General features: G+C 69.8%; 17 protein-coding genes and 7 pseudogenes. 16 read left to right on the top strand and 8 right to left on the bottom strand.

What is annotated here, in order from left to right:
• Positions 1 to 34 precede the first annotated feature (34 nt).
• Positions 35 to 148, bottom strand: a pseudogene (locus AAFF41_RS44480) (transposase); the annotation flags it as partial.
• 471 nt (positions 149 to 619) lie between these two features.
• Here AAFF41_RS44480 and AAFF41_RS44475 point away from each other — a divergent pair.
• The 6 genes and pseudogenes from AAFF41_RS44475 (at position 620) to AAFF41_RS44450 (ending at position 3176) form a co-directional block, all read left to right on the top strand.
• Positions 620 to 1048 (top strand): hypothetical protein, encoded by a 429-nt coding sequence (locus AAFF41_RS44475; protein WP_319750809.1) that lies wholly within the window; start codon positions 620 to 622, stop codon positions 1046 to 1048.
• 32 nt (positions 1049 to 1080) lie between these two features.
• The gene (locus tag AAFF41_RS44470) at positions 1081 to 1275 is read left to right on the top strand and encodes a helix-turn-helix transcriptional regulator (protein ID WP_319750810.1); all 195 of its coding nucleotides are present in this window, start codon (positions 1081 to 1083) and stop codon (positions 1273 to 1275) included.
• Positions 1272 to 2246, top strand: coding sequence for an NAD(P)-dependent alcohol dehydrogenase (locus AAFF41_RS44465; RefSeq protein WP_319750811.1), 975 nt, complete (start codon positions 1272 to 1274; stop codon positions 2244 to 2246). The genes AAFF41_RS44470 and AAFF41_RS44465 overlap by 4 nt, the downstream gene beginning before the upstream one ends.
• A 37-nt stretch (positions 2247 to 2283) precedes the next feature.
• Positions 2284 to 2566: pseudogene (locus AAFF41_RS51950) on the top strand (IS5/IS1182 family transposase); the annotation flags it as partial.
• Positions 2542 to 2766: a hypothetical protein gene (locus AAFF41_RS44455; protein WP_343326503.1), complete on the top strand. Its 225-nt coding sequence runs from the start codon at positions 2542 to 2544 to the stop codon at positions 2764 to 2766. The pseudogene AAFF41_RS51950 and the gene AAFF41_RS44455, both read left to right, overlap by 25 nt.
• A 248-nt stretch (positions 2767 to 3014) precedes the next feature.
• Positions 3015 to 3176: a hypothetical protein gene (locus AAFF41_RS44450; RefSeq protein ID WP_319750812.1), complete on the top strand. Its 162-nt coding sequence runs from the start codon at positions 3015 to 3017 to the stop codon at positions 3174 to 3176.
• Positions 3177 to 3283: 107 nt separating this feature from the next.
• On the opposite strand, the gene AAFF41_RS44445 is transcribed toward AAFF41_RS44450, so the two are convergent.
• Both AAFF41_RS44445 and AAFF41_RS44440 read right to left on the bottom strand, forming a co-directional pair.
• Positions 3284 to 3487: a hypothetical protein gene (locus AAFF41_RS44445; protein ID WP_319750813.1), complete on the bottom strand. Its 204-nt coding sequence runs from the start codon at positions 3485 to 3487 to the stop codon at positions 3284 to 3286.
• A gap of 487 nt (positions 3488 to 3974) precedes the next feature.
• Positions 3975 to 4934: a hypothetical protein gene (locus AAFF41_RS44440; RefSeq protein ID WP_343325861.1), complete on the bottom strand. Its 960-nt coding sequence runs from the start codon at positions 4932 to 4934 to the stop codon at positions 3975 to 3977.
• 965 nt (positions 4935 to 5899) lie between these two features.
• Here AAFF41_RS44440 and AAFF41_RS44435 point away from each other — a divergent pair.
• Positions 5900 to 6505, top strand: a complete 606-nt coding sequence (locus tag AAFF41_RS44435) for a dihydrofolate reductase family protein (protein WP_319750817.1) — start codon at positions 5900 to 5902, stop codon at positions 6503 to 6505.
• A gap of 187 nt (positions 6506 to 6692) precedes the next feature.
• Here the strand turns inward: AAFF41_RS44435 and AAFF41_RS44430 are convergent.
• Both AAFF41_RS44430 and AAFF41_RS44425 read right to left on the bottom strand, forming a co-directional pair.
• Positions 6693 to 7540, bottom strand: a pseudogene (locus tag AAFF41_RS44430) (GNAT family N-acetyltransferase).
• Between the two features lie 175 nt (positions 7541 to 7715).
• Positions 7716 to 8297 carry a replication-relaxation family protein gene (locus tag AAFF41_RS44425; RefSeq protein WP_343325860.1) on the bottom strand — a complete coding sequence of 194 codons (582 nt, stop codon included), beginning with the start codon at positions 8295 to 8297 and terminating at the stop codon, positions 7716 to 7718.
• Between the two features lie 501 nt (positions 8298 to 8798).
• On the opposite strand from AAFF41_RS44425, the gene AAFF41_RS44420 reads away from it, so the two are divergent.
• The 6 genes and pseudogenes from AAFF41_RS44420 (at position 8799) to AAFF41_RS44395 (ending at position 12241) form a co-directional block, all read left to right on the top strand.
• Entirely contained in the window at positions 8799 to 10001 is a 1203-nt protein-coding gene (locus AAFF41_RS44420; RefSeq protein WP_319750907.1) for a PP2C family protein-serine/threonine phosphatase, read from the top strand.
• A gap of 57 nt (positions 10002 to 10058) precedes the next feature.
• Positions 10059 to 10152: pseudogene (locus tag AAFF41_RS51945) on the top strand (hypothetical protein); the annotation flags it as partial.
• A gap of 203 nt (positions 10153 to 10355) precedes the next feature.
• Positions 10356 to 10661, top strand: a pseudogene (locus AAFF41_RS44410) (DUF6153 family protein); the annotation flags it as partial.
• Between the two features lie 23 nt (positions 10662 to 10684).
• Entirely contained in the window at positions 10685 to 10762 is a 78-nt protein-coding gene (locus tag AAFF41_RS44405) for a DUF6153 family protein (RefSeq protein ID WP_343326451.1), read from the top strand.
• A gap of 85 nt (positions 10763 to 10847) precedes the next feature.
• A complete protein-coding gene (locus AAFF41_RS44400; RefSeq protein WP_319750823.1) occupies positions 10848 to 11501 on the top strand; it encodes a DUF305 domain-containing protein in 654 nt (217 codons plus the stop codon).
• Positions 11502 to 11566: 65 nt separating this feature from the next.
• On the top strand, positions 11567 to 12241 hold the full coding sequence (locus AAFF41_RS44395) for a class I SAM-dependent methyltransferase (RefSeq protein ID WP_319750824.1): 675 nt from the start codon (positions 11567 to 11569) through the stop codon (positions 12239 to 12241).
• A 25-nt stretch (positions 12242 to 12266) separates the two neighbouring features.
• Here the strand turns inward: AAFF41_RS44395 and AAFF41_RS44390 are convergent, their stop codons facing one another.
• The 3 genes and pseudogenes from AAFF41_RS44390 to AAFF41_RS51940 form a co-directional block, all read right to left on the bottom strand.
• Positions 12267 to 13163 carry an MFS transporter gene (locus AAFF41_RS44390; RefSeq protein ID WP_319750825.1) on the bottom strand — a complete coding sequence of 299 codons (897 nt, stop codon included), beginning with the start codon at positions 13161 to 13163 and terminating at the stop codon, positions 12267 to 12269.
• 1510 nt (positions 13164 to 14673) lie between these two features.
• Positions 14674 to 15138 (bottom strand): DUF4360 domain-containing protein, encoded by a 465-nt coding sequence (locus AAFF41_RS44385; protein ID WP_425526209.1) that lies wholly within the window; start codon positions 15136 to 15138, stop codon positions 14674 to 14676.
• Positions 15139 to 15196: 58 nt separating this feature from the next.
• Positions 15197 to 15376, bottom strand: a pseudogene (locus AAFF41_RS51940) (DUF4360 domain-containing protein); the annotation flags it as partial.
• Positions 15377 to 15630: 254 nt separating this feature from the next.
• Here AAFF41_RS51940 and AAFF41_RS44380 point away from each other — a divergent pair.
• The 3 genes and pseudogenes from AAFF41_RS44380 to AAFF41_RS44370 all read left to right on the top strand — a co-directional run bounded on the left by AAFF41_RS44380 (position 15631) and on the right by AAFF41_RS44370 (position 16573).
• Positions 15631 to 15891: a hypothetical protein gene (locus AAFF41_RS44380; protein ID WP_343325859.1), complete on the top strand. Its 261-nt coding sequence runs from the start codon at positions 15631 to 15633 to the stop codon at positions 15889 to 15891.
• A pseudogene (locus AAFF41_RS44375) lies at positions 15882 to 16010 on the top strand (cupin domain-containing protein); the annotation flags it as partial. The gene AAFF41_RS44380 and the pseudogene AAFF41_RS44375, both read left to right, overlap by 10 nt.
• Before the next feature lie 362 nt (positions 16011 to 16372).
• The gene (locus AAFF41_RS44370) at positions 16373 to 16573 is read left to right on the top strand and encodes a hypothetical protein (protein ID WP_319750911.1); all 201 of its coding nucleotides are present in this window, start codon (positions 16373 to 16375) and stop codon (positions 16571 to 16573) included.
• The last annotated feature ends 58 nt before the right edge of the window (positions 16574 to 16631 follow it).

Below are 16631 nucleotides of genomic sequence, written 5' to 3'. Positions count from 1 at the left end.
GCATGGAACGACGTATCGAACTCCACGACGCCTTCCTTATGCCGGTGTACAGCACGAACAGGATGCCCGACAGCACCTCGCGGTCGTCCAGACGCTTGCGCCCCGGGTGATCGGTGCGGCGCGGCACCACCGGCAGCAACGGCTCGATCCGCGTACATCCGTCTGACCATCTGGCAGGGCTTTGGCGACAACGATCCTGGTCGATGGATGCTCCCAGAATCGAACATGTGAACGATAACTTGCCGTCCCGACTCGAGGCCGGTCCGAAACGCTTTCGCCCTCACCGGTGCGTCACGCCCCTTGTCCGTAGTCAGGCCGCGCGGGTCACGTACTGGCAGGAGAACAGCGGGCCCAAAGGCGCCGCGCGGGTGCATCTAGGGAACAGATCACCTGACCCGATCACTCGCGGCTTCCGCGATCAGGCCCTCCAGCAGGGCCTCGAAGACGCCCACGTCACGCCACTGCCGGAAGCGGTCATCCGTCAGTTGCACTCGCGTCACGCAGGCGATCCACCGGAGGCGCTCGGTAGCCACACCATCGATGTACAGAATTCTTGACATCATGTCGCGACTGCTTGACACTCCCTGGTGTCAGGTTCTATTCACATGGGGAGCCGGTAGTGGCATTCGAAGAGAAACGGGCCTGGATCCTGGCCCTGGTCACGATCACGTCGTACGCGGCGTACCTGGCGGTCGTCCTCGGGCGGGGCGGACATGCGCCCCTCGCGCACGCGCCTTATGCAGCAGCGCTGTTGTGGTCGGTCGGCGCCGCAATCGCCGCGTCCATCGCGCTGCACGTCATCGTGTCGACCGTGTCGCCCGAGGGTGCGAACCTCAAGGACCAGCGCGACGGGGAGATCCACCGCTTCGGCTCGTACATAGGCCAGTCGTTCCTGGTCATCGGCGGCGTGGCCGGGCTCGTCCTGGCGATGGCCCGCGTCGACCAGTTCTGGATCGCCAACGCGATCTACCTGGCGTTCGTCCTGTCCGCGCTGCTCGCATCCGGGGCGAAGATCGTCGCCTACCGGTTCGGCCTCCACCCGTGGTGAGGCCGACCAGGGTCACCAACACAATCCGGGCCTTGCGGTTCGCCCACGGCGAGATGACCCAGGCCGAACTCGGCCGTCGCATCGGCGTGACCCGCCAGACCGTCATCGCCATCGAGCAGGGCCGCTACTCGCCCTCGCTGGAGATGGCCTTCCAGATCGCCCGGGTGTTCGCCGTTCCTCTCGAAAACGTCTTCCAGTACCCCAAATCCGAGGGAGAGGCTCCATGAAGGCCATCGTCCACAACAACTACGGACCGCCCGACGTCCTTCGCCTCGAGGAGGTCGCCAAGCCGGCGACGCCCGGCAGCGGCGAGGTGCTGCTGCGCGTCCACGCGTCCTCAGTCGATCCGGGCGTGTGGCACGTCACAGCCGGGCTGCCGTACCTGATCCGCGCCACGCCCTACGGCCTGCGCGGGTCGAAGCCCCGCGTGCGGGGCATGGACGCGGCGGGTGTCGTCGAGGCCGTCGGCCCGGAGGTGAGCCGCTTTCGGCCCGGCGACGAGGTGTACGGCACCTGCGACGGAGCCTTCGCCGAGTATGCGTGCGCCAAGCAGGACCGGCTCGCGCCGAAGCCGTCCGGCCTGGACTTCGCGGCGGTGGCTGCGATACCCGTGTCCGGGTGTGCCGCCCTGCAGGCCCTGCGGGACGCCGGACGCGTGCGGGCCGAGCAGCGCGTCCTGGTCATCGGCGCGTCCGGCGGGGTGGGCAGCTTCGCCGTCCAGCTCGCCAAGGCCTTCGGCACGCACGTCACCGGCGTCTGCAGCACGGCCGGTACGGACATGGTCCGCTCCCTCGGCGCGGACGAGGTCATCGACTACACCCGCGAGGACCCGACGGACGGCACCCGCCGCTACGACCTCGTCCTCGATATCGCCGGAAACCGGCCGCTGCACCGGCTCCGCCGCGCCCTCACCCCGCGCGGAACCCTCGTCATCGTCGGCGGCGAAGGCGGAGGCAAGTGGACTGGCGGCATCGGGCGCATACCGCGGGCGCTGATGCTGTCGCCGTTCGTAGGCCAACGGCTGCTGGGGCTCGTCTCCACACAGAAGCACGACGATCTTCGGCTCCTCGCGGACCTGGTCGAGGCCGGCTCCGTGAAACCCGTCGTCCACCGGACGTATCCGCTGGCCGACGTCCCCGAGGCCATCCGGTATCTGAAGGACGGTCAAGCCCGCGGCAAGATCACCATCCGCGTGTGAGGAACGCCTGCAGCGGGCCCGGCTACCCAGACCCTGACCCCTGGTCCGCGGGATCCCACCGATCCGCGCCCGCCTCGGCCCACGCCGACGCAAGCCTGCCAAGCTGCACGCCGAGGAGGATTACGACGTCGATCGCTGCGCGCAAGCGCGGCGTCACCCACCGCATCGCACGCAAGGGCATCGAATCTTCCACCCGAATGGGCCGCCACCGCTGGACGATCCAGCGCACCATGGCCTGGCTCGCCGGCTGCCGTCGGCTCCACCGCCGTTACGAGCGCAAGGCTGAATACTGGCAGTGCACGTGGACGCGACGCCCGTAAGCTTCGAGACCACGATCCCCGGCAATCTTCTGGCGGGGCTTACCTGGCGTAACCGCCGAGGCCAGACCCGCGGTCCGAAATACGTGGTGGACGGCCGTCTCGAACGCTCGGTCAGTCTCCAGGGGTTCTACCGTCTGACCCCCGAGTCCGCCGACGAGTTGGCGAAGGTCGTCGGCAACGCCCTGCGAACGGTCGCGTGACATGGCGGCACAGCGACTGTCAGGGAGGGGAAGGCGGATAACCCGGTCAACGTGGTCGGTGAGACCGCGGTGCTGCGGGCGACGTTGTGGCAGTACCTGCGCGAGCAGACCGACGCCGGACAGAGGTCACCCGAACGGCTTACACGCCCTCGCCTCGCGCATGCGGCCCTCACCCATTCAGCGCACACTGACACTGGACTTTCTGCCGTCGCGCCGTTCCCGTGATCACCGCTTCGTCGGGAGGCATCGTGGTCGTACTGGCTCTGCTCGTGCCGGTAATGCTCCTGCTCCTGATGCTGGCGCTGGACCTCTTCGAAGACCTCCTGTTCCCCTCACCGCCACCGCCCCCTCCAGAGGACAAGCCCACGAAGCACGTCGACAGCCACGATCACGGACAGCGAGACCCCTAGCGGTCAACGCTCCCGGGTTTCTGAACCTCGAATCCGCAGATCACGGTGCGGGTGGTAAACACTTTCGCACACCTGCGGGATGCGCTGAGCGGCGGATGCGGTCAGGGTCAAGCCGCCCGGGACTGCTGTTCGTGCTGTCGGCGTGCCGCATGGTGAGCGGTGTGCTGGTGGCCGCCGGGAATCAACCGCAGACGGCGGCCGCCGGCATGACGCGGCTCTGAGGGCCTGGCGGTGAGACGGTCCTCGACGCGGTCCATGCCGTACAGCAAAAGCCCCAGCAGGGGCAGCAGCAAAAAAGCAACGACGATCACGACACACGTCCTTCCCGGCTGACTGCACCGCCCCGGGTACCCACCACGAACACGGTCAGTCGGCGGGGATACGCGCAGGCCTGGTGACCGCGGCGGCAGGGAATCCAAAGCTCCCACGCGTCCTCGGCCGGACAGCCGAAGGTGGCCATCAGCGCCCCTCGGGCCAAATCGATCACCGGGCGCTCTCGATCGCATGCCTGAGCTGCTCGTTCTCGTGCTCAAGCCGCTCTATCCGCTCAGACATGTCAGGGACCGTACGGGAGCCCACCGGTTCGTCGCAGGCCGGCCAGACGGTCGTCGGCACGCCATACGGACGCCAGGAGGTACGACGCTGGGGAAGTCGCATTGAAAAGCGCCTGCCCCACTCCCCCACAAGCACACAGCGGTGTCACCCGAAGGCTGGTAACCGCCAGGTTCTCTCACCGAAGGTCCAGTGATCGTTTAGGGCTGACCGGCCGGCGCGTGAGTACGCCCTCGACGGTGCCGGTCAGAGTCCGAACGGACCGTGGCCGCGCAGGTGAGGATCACCGAACCCCGAGGTGTCGGTGCGCGGCTCGACCGCCGCGGTCCCTCGCTCGTACTCGTCCATGGAAGGCAGCTCGTCCAGGGGCGCGCCTTCGGCCACGGGTTCACCCTCGTCCGCGATGCCGGCCGATTCCGGGGCGGAGGAGGTCACTTGCTCGTGGTGCACCGTTTCCTGCCGTTCCGACAGCCCCTTCAACACCTCCAACACCTCCAACTGAGCGGGGTCGAGCACGGTCCCGGGATCCAGGTCACAGTCCCCGAAGTCGCCTCCCGTGAGACCCCCGTCCACGACCGGGCACCCTTGACCGGCGCCCGCGCAGTCCCGCAGCGCCTGGGTCAGCTCCTTCAGACGGCGCACATTGAGCCCGTGCCGGCCCTCGCCGATGACGCGAGTCGCGTCATCGGCGAGGGCCAGGAGGGTGGGGTGCAGGATGCCCAGCTTGACCGCCGCCTCCAGCGTCGTGTCGCCGCGGGCCAGGTCGGTAACGAGGGTGGCGGTCCAGCCCTCGGGCGAGGAGTGCGGAAGCATCAGCCGCCCAAGGACGTCGAAGGCGTCGGCCGTCCCGCGCTCCCCGAGGTGCGGTACATCGTCCTTGCCCAGCACACCCGCCGCGCCGAGATCAACCTCCGCCCAGCGGTGCGCCCGCACGTGCACGGCGAGAGCGAGAGAGGTACGTACGAATTCCTCCTGCGCTGCCACCCCAAACCGGCGGGCCGTCCGGCAGGTCGGGGCCCAGCATTGCCTGCGTCTGCCCGCCAGCACGCCGAGGGTCCACGTTCGCCGAGTCGGGTCCGGAGGATCCCGCCGCAGCTCCCGGGCCGCGTCACGGGCGGCCCCCAGCACCCCGCGAGCCAGCTGGTCGACATGCTCAGGCGACGTGGTGGACCACTCACGCGGTCCCGTACGGTCGTCGGCGTCCACGGTTCCCCCTCCCCGGCCGGTCCGACGGTGCGAGCCGGAAAGACCGGTAAGCCCAGAATGCACCGCCTGATGCCGTTGTCCCAGACCGCGTATCGAACGCGGCGCGACTGGACCGCTGGGGACAACTCCGCCAGTGGTTCGGCGGCCCGGGTGGCACTGAAGGAGCTCGCCCGGACGAAGGCGCAGTCGTGACGCGCGGCACCGGCTGACAGCCTGCCGTGCGCGCCCACCACGGGCGGAGCGCCGCGTACGGGGAAGGAACCAGGAGCGCCAATCACCCCGGCCGGCCCCGGCCTTGCCGATCCGCAGCGCAGTGGAAGGGGCCGTAACCACCTGCCGGACGGCGCGTTGCCCGAGTGAGCCTGGCGACGTGCCCACCGTACGGCGCCAGGCTCCCCACTGTCCTCCGGCCAAGGGCCGCCCCTACGATGATCACCGTGACCACCCGCCGCACTCTTGGCGCCGGCCCCGAGGCTCCCGCGCAGAACATCCGCGCCGCCCAGGCCGACCTTCTCGACGCACTGCCCGGCGTCCGTCTGCCAGACCTCGGCGAGTTGCGAGCCCGAGGAGTCCTCGGCCCCCACCCCGCAGCGCCACCGAGCCCGCGCCGAGCCCTCAGCGCAGGCCGCACAAACGACGCCATGCCGGAACCTCCCGACCCGCTCCGCGCGAGGTAGACGACGGCAGACCGCCTCTCCCCGCCGTGTTCGCGCTAGCTTGTGCCCTCTCATGAACTACTAACAGCCCCAGCGGTGCCTCAGGGCCCCGGACGGCCACCCGTCCGGGGCCTGCTGCGTCTTGTGGTGCCCTTACGCCCTCAGGGCGTGCTGCGCCGACACCTGCGCGAGCAGGCCAACGCCGGGCCAATGTCACCCGTACGGCTTGCACGCCCTCGCCTCCGCGGAATTTCCGCCGATGAGTTTCCGGCGGTTGTGCCGTCTACCCGTCGACGAAGGGAGCGCACCATGCGCAAGATCATCGTTTGCACGTTCCTCACGCTGGACGGCGTCATGCAGGCGCCGGGCGGTTCGGACGAGGACGCTGAGAGCGGCTTCGAGCACGGCGGCTGGCAGAAACCGGTGGCCGACGACGAGGTCGGCACGGCCATCGCCGGCTGGTACGAGCACTCCGACGCGATGCTGCTCGGCCGCAAGACGTACGAGATCTTCGCGTCGTACTGGCCGACCGCCGATCCCGACAACCCGTTCACCCATCGGATGAACAGCATGCACAAGTACGTGGCGTCTCGGACCCTGACGTCCGTCGCGTGGCAGAACTCCACGCTGTTGGAGGGTGGCACCGTCGATGCCGTACGCAAGCTGAAGGCCTCCGACGGCGGCGACATCAACGTCGTCGGCAGCGGCGACCTCGCCCAGACCCTCATGCAGCACGGCCTCGTCGACGAGTACCGGCTGACCATCCATCCCGTGATCATCGGCACCGGCAAGCGGCTGTTCGCCGACGGAGCGATCCCCACTGCGCTGGAGCCCGTCAGCGTCTCGACGACGAAGGGCGGCACCATCGTCGGCGTCTACCGGCCGAACGGTAAGCCCAGCTACGACAGCTACTAGCGGTCAACGCTCCCGGGTTCCTGAACCTCGAATCCACCGTTCATGCGGATTGTCCCGTCTCATCCGATCTTGCCGCCGAGCGGTGCCCTGACCTGCGAAGGAAGAGCGTCCAGAGTTGCAGCCGGTGCGGCAGCCCGCTGCCCCGGCAGCCAACGTGCCTGTGCCTGAAGCGGAGACTGTCCCGAGCCTACGACCGTGCGGGTTGGTTGGCGATCAGAAGGGTGATATCGGCAGTGCGGAAGCCCAGGCGGGCGTAGATACGGGCGATGGCGTCCTCCGCGTAGGCGAGGAAGACGGTGTGCATCCCGTGGTCGCGGGCGTGGGTGGCCAGGGCCGCCGTGACGGCGGCGGCAAGACCCTGGCGGCGAGCGGTGGGCAGGGTGCCGACACCGCCGATCTCGGTCGTGCCGTTCGCCGGGTGGTAGTGGCCGGCGGCGAGCGGGGTGCCGTCCGGGGCGAGGGCAGCGACGAGTGTCTTGTGCCCGGCGCGGATGGCGGGGCGGATCGTTCGACCGTGCCGTCCGCGGTCAGTTCCTCGGCCGCCGCCGACAGTTCCGCGCGACCCGCCGAGCCCACCGCAGTGCCCGCCTCGGCGAAAGCCAGGCGGGGAAGGGCGAGGGCTGCGGGCAGCACCGGGTCCTCGGCCGACAGCGCGCGGATCGTGACGCCGTCCGGCAGAGGCTGCGGGAGCACCGGGCGGTGCGGGTCGAGGGCCATCAGCGGGCGCTCTTCCACCGGGAGCCCGACGGCCTCGATACGGGCGCGCAGCATCGGCGCCGCCTCAGCGAGCCACTCGAAGGCTTCCGGCACGCCGAGTTCGCGCTGCCGGGCACGCACCCGGGCGATGTCGGCGGCGGTGACGACCGCGGAGCCCTCTGCCGTGGGCTGCGCGTGACTCGGACCGCCGTAGTACGGGGTTCCTGGCGCCTTTCGTACAAACAGCCGCAATGGACCGAACGTTTCGGCGTCGGCGAACAGCAGCGGCACAGTGGCGTAGTACTGCTCGATACGGGCGCGCAGCGATAGGTCGCTCATGCGGCGCATCCCACCACGCAGCGGCGGCGTGCCGCATCCGAAAATTGCCGTCCGGAACCGACGCAACCTCCGCCAACGCGTCCGCACAGAGACACGGCAGCAGTGACAGAGAAACGAGGTGTGCCGCACTGCCGCACCCAGGCCTATCGCCAGAGGCAATCGCGTTCAGAAAGCGTCACGCCGTGACGCCTTCATGTGAGGCTATGGGGCTCAGAGACCGGCACTGCCCATCCCCGTTGTGGTCCGGGCCGCTCCACGTCCGGGGGCCGCTGGTCTGGAGGCGGTCGAGGGTGGTGAAGAGGAGGGGGGTGGCGTCGGCGTAGTAGCCGTCCCGTTCTTCGAAGCCGGAGCCGCCGTCGGCGAGGTGGTAGCTGCCGGACCAGACGAGGCGGGTGAGCTCCATGACGGTGTTCATGCGGTTCTTCAGGGCCTGCGGGCCGGTTCGGGTGCCGGGGTTGAAGACGGCCATGACCGGCGGGGGTCCCTCCCGCCCGGTCGACGGGTACTGGGTGCGCCACACCGGCCTCTCGCTGCCGAGCGGGTTCTTGGACTTCAGCCGGGAGTGGCGCAGGTACTTCTCGAACTTGGCCGCCTGGGTGACGGCGGACTCGGCGCAGTTGTCGACCTCCACGAACAACACCGGCAACCCGGCCTCCGGCGCCTGGAGCACCGCGTCCGCGCGGACCCCGGCCCGGTTGCCCCTACTGGTGGGGAGAGTGAGCGCGATCTCCGTCGGCCAGGAACCGACCCAGCCCATCCCGTGCGGCTCCAGCACGAGCCCCGGAGCCGGCGCCTGCTCCGCGGCGGGCGCGCCATCGGGGCGGGCTGCCGGCGCGGCACGGGCCGGGTCGCCGTGGCGGGCGTGCGGGTGATGGCGATGACCGTCTCGTTGACCGCGACCGCGTGCGGGGCACCCGAGCGGGCCGCGCCACGCGCGGTCCCGCCCCTCTCCCCGGGCGGCCGGTCCAGGACTTCGGCGGGGGCGTCCAGTCCGAGCGGCGTCAAGTTCCAGAGCTCGTTGCCGTCCCGGGTGCTGCCCTCGGAGACGGCGAGACCGTGCCGGGCCAGATCCAGGGCCGCGTTCCGGAACGCCCTTGTTGTCCTTGCGGCCCGGCGCCATCAGCCGGTGCATCTGATCGGCGGTCGCGAGCTTCAGCACGCCCAGCGCGGCCAGTACATGAGCGCGCACCGCGCTCGTGGAGCAGCCGTGATGCCTGTCGTGTCGGGGAAGGAGAATCGGTAACCAGGGAGGCTGATGGTGGTGCGGGATCGGATGGGACTGGCCGAGGTGCTCGCAGCGGCGGAGGACGGCGCGCCGGTGGACTCCCTCGAGATCGTGGCGCGCAATCTGCGCGACCGGTTCGGCGCGCAATACGTGTCGTTCCTTTTCCTCGACGTCGTCGGCCGGCGCATGCTGCGGGTCAGCGAGAAGACGTCGGCGCAACAGCAGGGCTGCGCCGAACAGGTCCCCCTCGTCGGCAGCAGCGTCTACGACGAGGTCCTGCGCACCCAGAAACTGGTGCAGGCCCCGGAGGGCGAGCAGGGCCAGCGGGTGTTCGCCCCTGTCACCAACCGCGGTGACACCATCGGTGTCCTGGAGCTGTTCCTTACCCGGGTCACACAAGACGTTCTGGAGCAGGTCGAAGAGACTGCGCACGCGCTGGCGTACATCATCGTCACCGACCGCCGGTTCACCGACCTCTACCACTGGGGCAACCGCACCACCTCGGTCAGCCTGGCCGCGGAAATCCAGCGCCAGCTCCTGCCCGCGGCCCCTTCCTGCGAAGCCGCCGAGTTCGCCCTCGCCGGTGCCCTGGTCCCGGCCTCCGACATCGCCGGTGACACCTACGACTACAGCCTCGACCAGGACACCCTGCACCTGTCCATCACCGACGCCATGGGCCACGACGTGCACGCCTCGCTCGTCGCCACCCTCCTGGTCAACGCCTCCCGCGGTGCCCGCCGCTCCGGGACGGACCTTGCCGAACAGGCCCAACAGATCCACCAGGCCCTCCTCGACCACGGCCGACGAAGCTTCGCCACCGGCCAGCTGCTGCGCATCGCCCTGGACGGGGCCAGCGCCCAGCTCGTCAACGCGGGCCACCCCTGGCCGCTACGGCTACGCGACGGCACGGTCGAGGAAGTGCACCTGGCCGTGGACCTGCCCTTCGGCGTCGCCGCGCATGACGCGTACCAGGTGCAGGACTTCGACCTGCGCCCCGGTGACCGCCTCGTGCTCTACACCGACGGCATGCAAGAACGCCACGCGGAAACGGTCGACCTGCCCGGCCTCATCCGTGCTACGGCCGGCGAGCACCCGCGCGAGGTCGTACGCACGCTGGTCGCCGCGGTCAGCGACGCCTGCAACGGCCACGTGAGAGACGACGCCACCGTCCTGTGCCTGGACTGGCGCGGCCCCCATTCCGGAGGCCGCCACGCGCACGCCGGAGCCGACACCTGACCTGGCCGAGCAACCCAACCGCTCCCCCTTCCCCACGTTCTTCTACAGGATCGGGCGAGTCCTTCGTCCGTGCCCCTCGCGCGTTCCCTCTTCCGCAAGGGCGCCGACTTCACCGCGGCCATGGCCTTCGAGATCGCCTCCACCAACATAGGGATCACCTGGAACTACACGACTTGGCTCACCATCGCGTTCCCACTGCTGGCCGCGGGTCTGCTCGTACGGTTCTGGCGCACCGGCGGCCCAGCGATGGTGCAGATGATGGACGGCTCACCCGATCACGCTGAACACGAGCACGGCGGCGACCGTATGTACAACGGACACCATCACTGAACCGACCTCTCACGCCTATCTGGGATGAGCCCGATGACGAGCCCGCAGCAGCACCCTCCGCGACCGCCTGTCGGGCGGTGGCGGGCGCTGCTCGTGCTCGGACTGTTGGCAGGGCTGCTCGGCATGCACGCCCTGGCTCCCGGCGGTGGCCTCCACGAACACGAACGCGCCGAGCGACAGCACCTGGCGGCGGCGGTCAGCGCCCCTCATGACTGCTCCGGAGACGGCCACTGCGGCGGAGGCCACCTCCAGCACGCCGACTCGACCTGCCTGTCAGGTGCAGTGACCGACGGGCCGGCATTGTCTGCCCTCGTTCCCGACCCGGTAGCCGTACCGGTACGTGCCGACACCGTGTGCTCGTACGCGGCTCCGGCCCGGACGGCGCCCGCGCCCCACCGTCCCTGGCGGAACTCCAACTCCTGCGGATCTAGACATCGCGCGCCACCGCGCCCACTGCTCAGCGACGCGGTGCGCCTCGGCACATCCAGATCCCTTTCCCACAGCAGGAGTTCCCACATGCGCAACATCCGTACCCTCACCCGCCGCGCCACTCTCGCGGCTACGGCTGTCACCGCCACTCTCGTCCTCGCCGCCTGCGGCAACGACAGCGACAGCGCGAGCAGCGGGCACGAGGGCCACAGCTCCGCGTCCTCCTCCGCGAGCGCCGGCACCACCACCGCAGCGCACAACGCCCAGGACGTCTCCTTCGCGCAGGGCATGATCCCGCACCACCAGCAGGCCCTGGAAATGGCGAAGCTCGCCGCCGACCGAGCCTCCTCCGCCGAGGTGAAGGACCTCGCCGCGCGCATCGAGAAGGCCCAGGACCCGGAGATCCAGACCATGAGCGGCTGGCTCAAGTCCTGGGGCAAGGACGTAACGGCGTCCGACAGCTCGATGGAGTCGATGCCCGGCATGGACCACTCAGCGCACTCCGACATGCCCGGAATGATGGACAGCAAGGACATGGCCAAGCTGGAGAAGGCGTCCGGCGCGGACTTCGACACCATGTTCCTGACCATGATGATCGAACACCACAAGGGCGCCATAGAGATGGCCACCACCGAGAAGGACAAGGGCGAATACGGACCCGCCACGTCCATGTCCGACGGCATCAGCACCGCGCAGACCGCCGAGATCACCGAGATGAACAAGCTCCTCGGCAAGAACTGACACTCTCCGGGGAGGGTGCCGGTGCGGACACCGGCACCCTCCCCCACTGCACCGACGAGGCGAACATGGGCGATCAGAAGAACCCGAACGACAAGCGCGTGGCCGATGCCCAGCGCGCCCACTGGCAGGCGACCTACACCCAGCACCCGCAGATGTACGGCACGGAGCCATCCGAACCCGCACGTCATGCCGCCGAGGCCTTCCGTGCGGCCGGCGCAAGCACGGTGGTCGAACTCGGCGCGGGGCACGGCCGGGACGCCCTGTTCTTTGCCCGCGAGGGTTTCACCGTGCACGCCACCGACTTCAGTGCCACCGCCCTGGAACAACTCACCGCAGCCGCCCGGGAATCCGGCCTCACCGACCGGATCACGACCACCGTCCACGACGTACACGACCCGCTGCCGGTGCCCGACGCCTCCGTGGACGCCGTGTTCGCCCACATGCTGTTGTGCATGGCCCTGTCCACCAAGGAGATCCGGGCCGCCATGGACGAGATCGCCCGGGTCCTACGCTCGGGCGGCCTCCTCGTCTACACCGTCCGCCACACCGACGACGCCCACTACGGGAAAGGCATCGACCACGGCGACGGCATCTACGAACACGGCGGCTTCGCCGTCCACTTCTTCGACGAGGCCCTCTTGAAGAGCCTCGCCCAGGGCTGGAAGATGCACCGCGTCGACGCCTTCGAGGAGGGCGAACTTCCGCGTCGGCTGTGGCGGATCACCCAGGCCAAGCGTTAGCCGCGACGCTGGTTCGGCAGTCACCTCAGTGCGCGTGCGGACCGCCGGTCGTCTGCGGCTTTCTGTGCGGTACGAGGACGAGGGTGATCAGCGCACTCGCCGTGGCGGTGATCGCGCTGACGGTGAAGGCGCTGGTGAAACCGTCGGCCACCCCGTGTTCGATGCCGGACGCGGCGACGGGGGACAGCACGGCGACGCCCATCGAACCGCCCACTTCGTGGGAGGTGTTGACGACCCCGGAAGCAAGTCCCGCCTCCTCCGGGGCCACCAGGGCGAGCGCGGCGGTGATGGCGGTGACGAAGGCGACCCCGATGCCGAACGAGGCGATGACCAGGCCGGGCATCAGCCGCGCGTACACGCTGCCGTCCACGGTGAGCCAGACCAGCGGCATCGTTCCGGCCGCCGTAGCCACCAGGCCGGCCACCGCGGCCGTAAGGCTGCCGGTCCGGCCGACGAGCTGCGATCCCAGGCGGGCGCCGATACCCGTGGCCACCGCGACCGGCAGGAAGACGAGACCGGTGGCGAGCGGACTGTAGCCGCGCTGCTGCTGTAGGTAGACCGAGCCGAGGAAGGAGAACCCGATGAGCAGCGCGGTGGCCACGAGCATCAGGAACGCTCCGGCCGGCACCGGGCGCCGGGTGAACATGCGCAGGTCCATCAACGCGGCCCGGCTCACGCGCTCGACGGCGGCGAACACCGCGTACAGGACGAGGGCGCCGACCACCGGCAGGACGGCCGTCGTGCTGACCCGTCCCGCGTCACCCGCCCGTACCAGGCCGTAGATGAGTGAGGCGGTGCCCGCGGCGACCAGCACGGCGCCGGGCAGGTCGAGCCGGGCAGGCTGCGGAAGTTGGCGCGGGAGCAGTACGGGCAGGGCCGCCAGCGCGACGAGGCCGACGGGGACGTTGACGCAAACCCCCACTGCCGGCCGGGCCCGTCGGTCAGGGCGCCGCCGAGCAGGACGCCTGCGGCCGATCCCGTGCCGCCGAACGAGAGGCGCCTGTGGCAAGGCCGGTGACGAGCGAGGCGGCCGTGAACAACGCCCGTCCGGCGAGCACGGTGCTGCGGGCCGTACGCCGCGCGGATCGCGAGGGTCGGGCACCTCGGCCAGCCGGGCTCACCACCTCGATCAACGATGCCGGATGGGAGGTGTTCCTGACGATCCTGCATGCCAGCGGGGGTCCACGGCGATCACTTCCCGTCCGGCGCTTTATTCCACTGCGTCGCCCGCGGCCACCACGCCCACGCCGACACCGTGGCAGCCACCAACGTTCTACGGGCCGGGCTGGCCCGTCGCCACGCCAACCCGGCATAGCGAGAAGCCCCCAGCTCCAGCCGGAGGAGGAGTCACGAGGCCTTGATGATGTGGCGGCACCGCTTCACCCTTGGCGGCACTCAACGCTGGTCCACCTCGGCGAGGCCGACGCGCGCCTGATCGCCCTCGTTGGATAGCACACGGCCTGCCTCATGAGACCGGCCGAAGCCTGGGGAGCGACGGATGGCGCTGCCGGTTCCTCGCCGGCGCGGGCAGGTTGCGGAGCTGGCACGGTACCCACTTGAGCACCTCGTTCGCGGATAGCGCCGAGGCTTCGCGCGCGGGACTGTCTGCGGTCAACGGCCTCGGGTGGCTCCGCGCCGCTTTTGTGCGGGCGGGGGCGGGGAGAAGGTGTCTTCCTCCTCGTCCAGCGGCGGCAGGTCGACGGTGTAGCGCGGCTGGAGAAAGAGATCGTTGTGCTGCGGCGCAGGTCGCGAGTCTGCCGTGTCCTGTGCGGGCTGGGCAGGATCGAGATGAGGGGAGGCAGAAGTCATGTACAACCATCCAGGTTCGAGGGCCGCGCGGATCCAAGACGGAGCTGTCGACCGGTGATGATCAGTATTCGTCTGCTCCGCGTGCGCCTGCCCATTAGATCCTACTGGCGTCGACGCGTGGTCAGCGCGGGGAGCAATGCAGTGGGATCGGGTTGTCCGCGCCGATCTGGACGCCCAGTCGCCGGAGTGAGCGCGTCGCATGCCGCTGGGCTGCGCTGGTCTGCCATCTTCCTGGTTGTCCTACTGCCCGCGACGGGGTCGTCCGCGTGGTCGTCCTTTGGCTCCTGTCGGCATGCCGAAGGCGGTCGAGAAGAAGCGCCGCATCGAGGTCACCGACGCTCGCACGGAGACCTCGACCACCTACGTGAACCCGGACGGTACTGGCAGCAACCGGAGTCCGACGTGCCGACAATCGTTTCCCTTATCGGCAGCGAGGACGAACTCGGGGTCGACACCGATGTGTCGCCGGAGCTGGACGACCCGGTTCCGCGGCCAGCGCGAGCACCTGCGGGTGCACGCCATCCGCTGGAGGACCGGGTTCTGCCGCCTGCGGCCGACCGCATCATCGACCGCCTCGGGCCGTCGCTTGACTGCGCCTGTTTCTTCGTCGGTGACTTCGGGAGTCACTCAGCCTGGACGCACCCGCCGATCGCAGCGCCAGGAGATCGCCGACACCGCTTCCAGGCCATCTGGTACACGGTTTTGATCCTGCCGTCCGTTGAGTCCATCTCCATGAAGCTGGTGGCACTCGGGCTCGAGGTGCCGCGCTCGACCCGCAGTTCAGTGTTGATGTTGAGGTCGCGCTCCTCCCCGCAGGGGGCGAAGACCCGGGCGGCGACGTCCACGGTGCCGGTCCTCTGCCAGTTGCCGTTGAACCCGCCCTTGAAGTGGTGGGTCGAGTTGGTGGTGTGGGCGTTGCCCTGGAAGGGGTGGCTGGCCCCCTGGGTCCCGGACGCACCCGGCGCCAGTGACGCGAAGCCGCGGTAGCCGGCGGACACGATCGCGTAGGTGTAGCCACCGGGGACGTGCACTCGCAGGTCGAGCTGACAGTCCTTCTTCCGGTCGGTCGGCGCCGGCCCGGGCCCCATCCCGGGCGAGGTAGTTGCTGTAGGTGACGGTGAAGGCGGTGTTGTCAGGGGACACGGTCACGGCGGCCGTCCCCGCCGGGCAGCCGGAACCATTGACCGCCGCCGTGTCGATGACGACCCGGTCCCGCGGCGTGGGCGGGTTGCCGCCGAAGGCCGACGAGCCGAACAATGATGCGGCAGCACCAGCCGCGGCCAGCGCGCGGGCGCTGAGACTCTGGTCCTCCGCCAGCCGCTCCATGTCCGCGGCACTTCCCAGAGCCTCCTCGGCCTCCGGGTGGTTCCTGCCAATCTTCATCGTGAAGGTGGCGCTCGGCCTGGTCGCGTTCGCGTTCAAGCCCGTGCTCGGCCCGCTGTTCTTCGCCGGCAACGCCGTCTACTTCTGGCGGGAGATCCGCGGTGGCGACGACGAGGAGGGTCCGGAGCTGGAGCCGCTGAAGTTTCCAGCCCAGGGCCGCCTCCCCGGCCACCTGGGCGGTAGTCGCGCAGACCCACGTGACCCTGGTGGTGATCTTCTTCGCCTCGCAGCTGTTCGTGAAGCAGCTGGACGCGATCGGCCCGATGCTGGGCCTGTCGGCCGCGGTCACCGCGCTGCTGCTGTCCCCGATCGCCACCGAGCTGCCGGAGATCATGAACGCGGTGATCTGGGTCCGTCAGGGCAGCGACCCGCCGCTGCCCGCCCGTCGGCCGGATGGTGCCGAGCCTGCCGTACATCGACGGCATCCCCCCTCGACGGCGGTCTGCGGGTGCGGCTGACCACCGCTCGCGTCGTGCTGGAGGTCGGCGAGGACGTGGCGACGCTGTCCGCCGCCGGGGGCACGTTCGCGCCCGCGGCGGAGGCGGTGCTGCGCCCGCTGGTCGACGGCCGCACCGTGGACCTGGCCACGCTCGCCGATACAGCCGGCCTCGCCCTGGAGGACGTCGTCGGGCTGGTCCAGGGGGCTCGTTGCCGGGCAGGCCGCCGTCTTGGGGAGCCTGCTGTGACAGCGGCTCTCGCCCTCGGTACCTACCGGTGCCAGGTGATCCCGGAGGCGGCTGCCCGTGCAGCCGCCTCCGGCGCGCAGTGGGTCGACGCTGCCCCCACCTACGTGCGCCGGCAGACCCGCCGCAACCGCGCCCAGCTCGGGCGCGAGCGGCTGGACCTGCTCCTGCTGCACAACCTCGAGCGGACCCCGGCGACCGCCCCGCCCTGCACCAGGCGATCAGGGACGCGTTCGAGGTCCTGCACGACCTTCCGTTGCCGGACTCCTGGTGGACCGACCTCACCAGGACGCTGGAGAAGGTGGTGGCCGTCAGCCCCGACCGCGTGGGCAGCCCGGCCGGCCTCGCCGCCGAAGCGACCGTGTGCGCCCAGCTGCTCCAGACCGTGGCCCGCGGCGACAACCTCACCCTCGCCGACCCGCTGCGGGACTGGTCCGAGGAACTGCGCCGCCGCTGATCTACGGAGGCGTCTGGACGTCCACGCAGTTGCGCAGGTACTGGTGAACACCGGCCCG

The organism is Streptomyces mirabilis (assembly GCF_039503195.1).
GTDB lineage: Bacteria > Actinomycetota > Actinomycetes > Streptomycetales > Streptomycetaceae > Streptomyces > Streptomyces mirabilis_D.
Note: the sequence above shows the minus strand (reverse complement) of the source record. Positions and strands in the feature narration are given on the sequence as shown.

Excerpts from the sequence above, each read along its gene's own strand:
- AAFF41_RS44465 (WP_319750811.1), top strand. The coding sequence starts at position 1,272 with ATGAAGGCCATCGTCCACAACAACTACGGACCGCCCGACGTCCTTCGC.
- AAFF41_RS44425 (WP_343325860.1), bottom strand. The coding sequence starts at position 8,297 with ATGGGCTGGGTCGGTTCCTGGCCGACGGAGATCGCGCTCACTCTCCCC.
- AAFF41_RS44435 (WP_319750817.1), top strand. The coding sequence starts at position 5,900 with ATGCGCAAGATCATCGTTTGCACGTTCCTCACGCTGGACGGCGTCATG.
- AAFF41_RS44400 (WP_319750823.1), top strand. The coding sequence starts at position 10,848 with ATGCGCAACATCCGTACCCTCACCCGCCGCGCCACTCTCGCGGCTACG.
- AAFF41_RS44395 (WP_319750824.1), top strand. The coding sequence starts at position 11,567 with ATGGGCGATCAGAAGAACCCGAACGACAAGCGCGTGGCCGATGCCCAG.
- AAFF41_RS44385 (WP_425526209.1), bottom strand. The coding sequence starts at position 15,138 with ATGGGGCCCGGGCCGGCGCCGACCGACCGGAAGAAGGACTGTCAGCTC.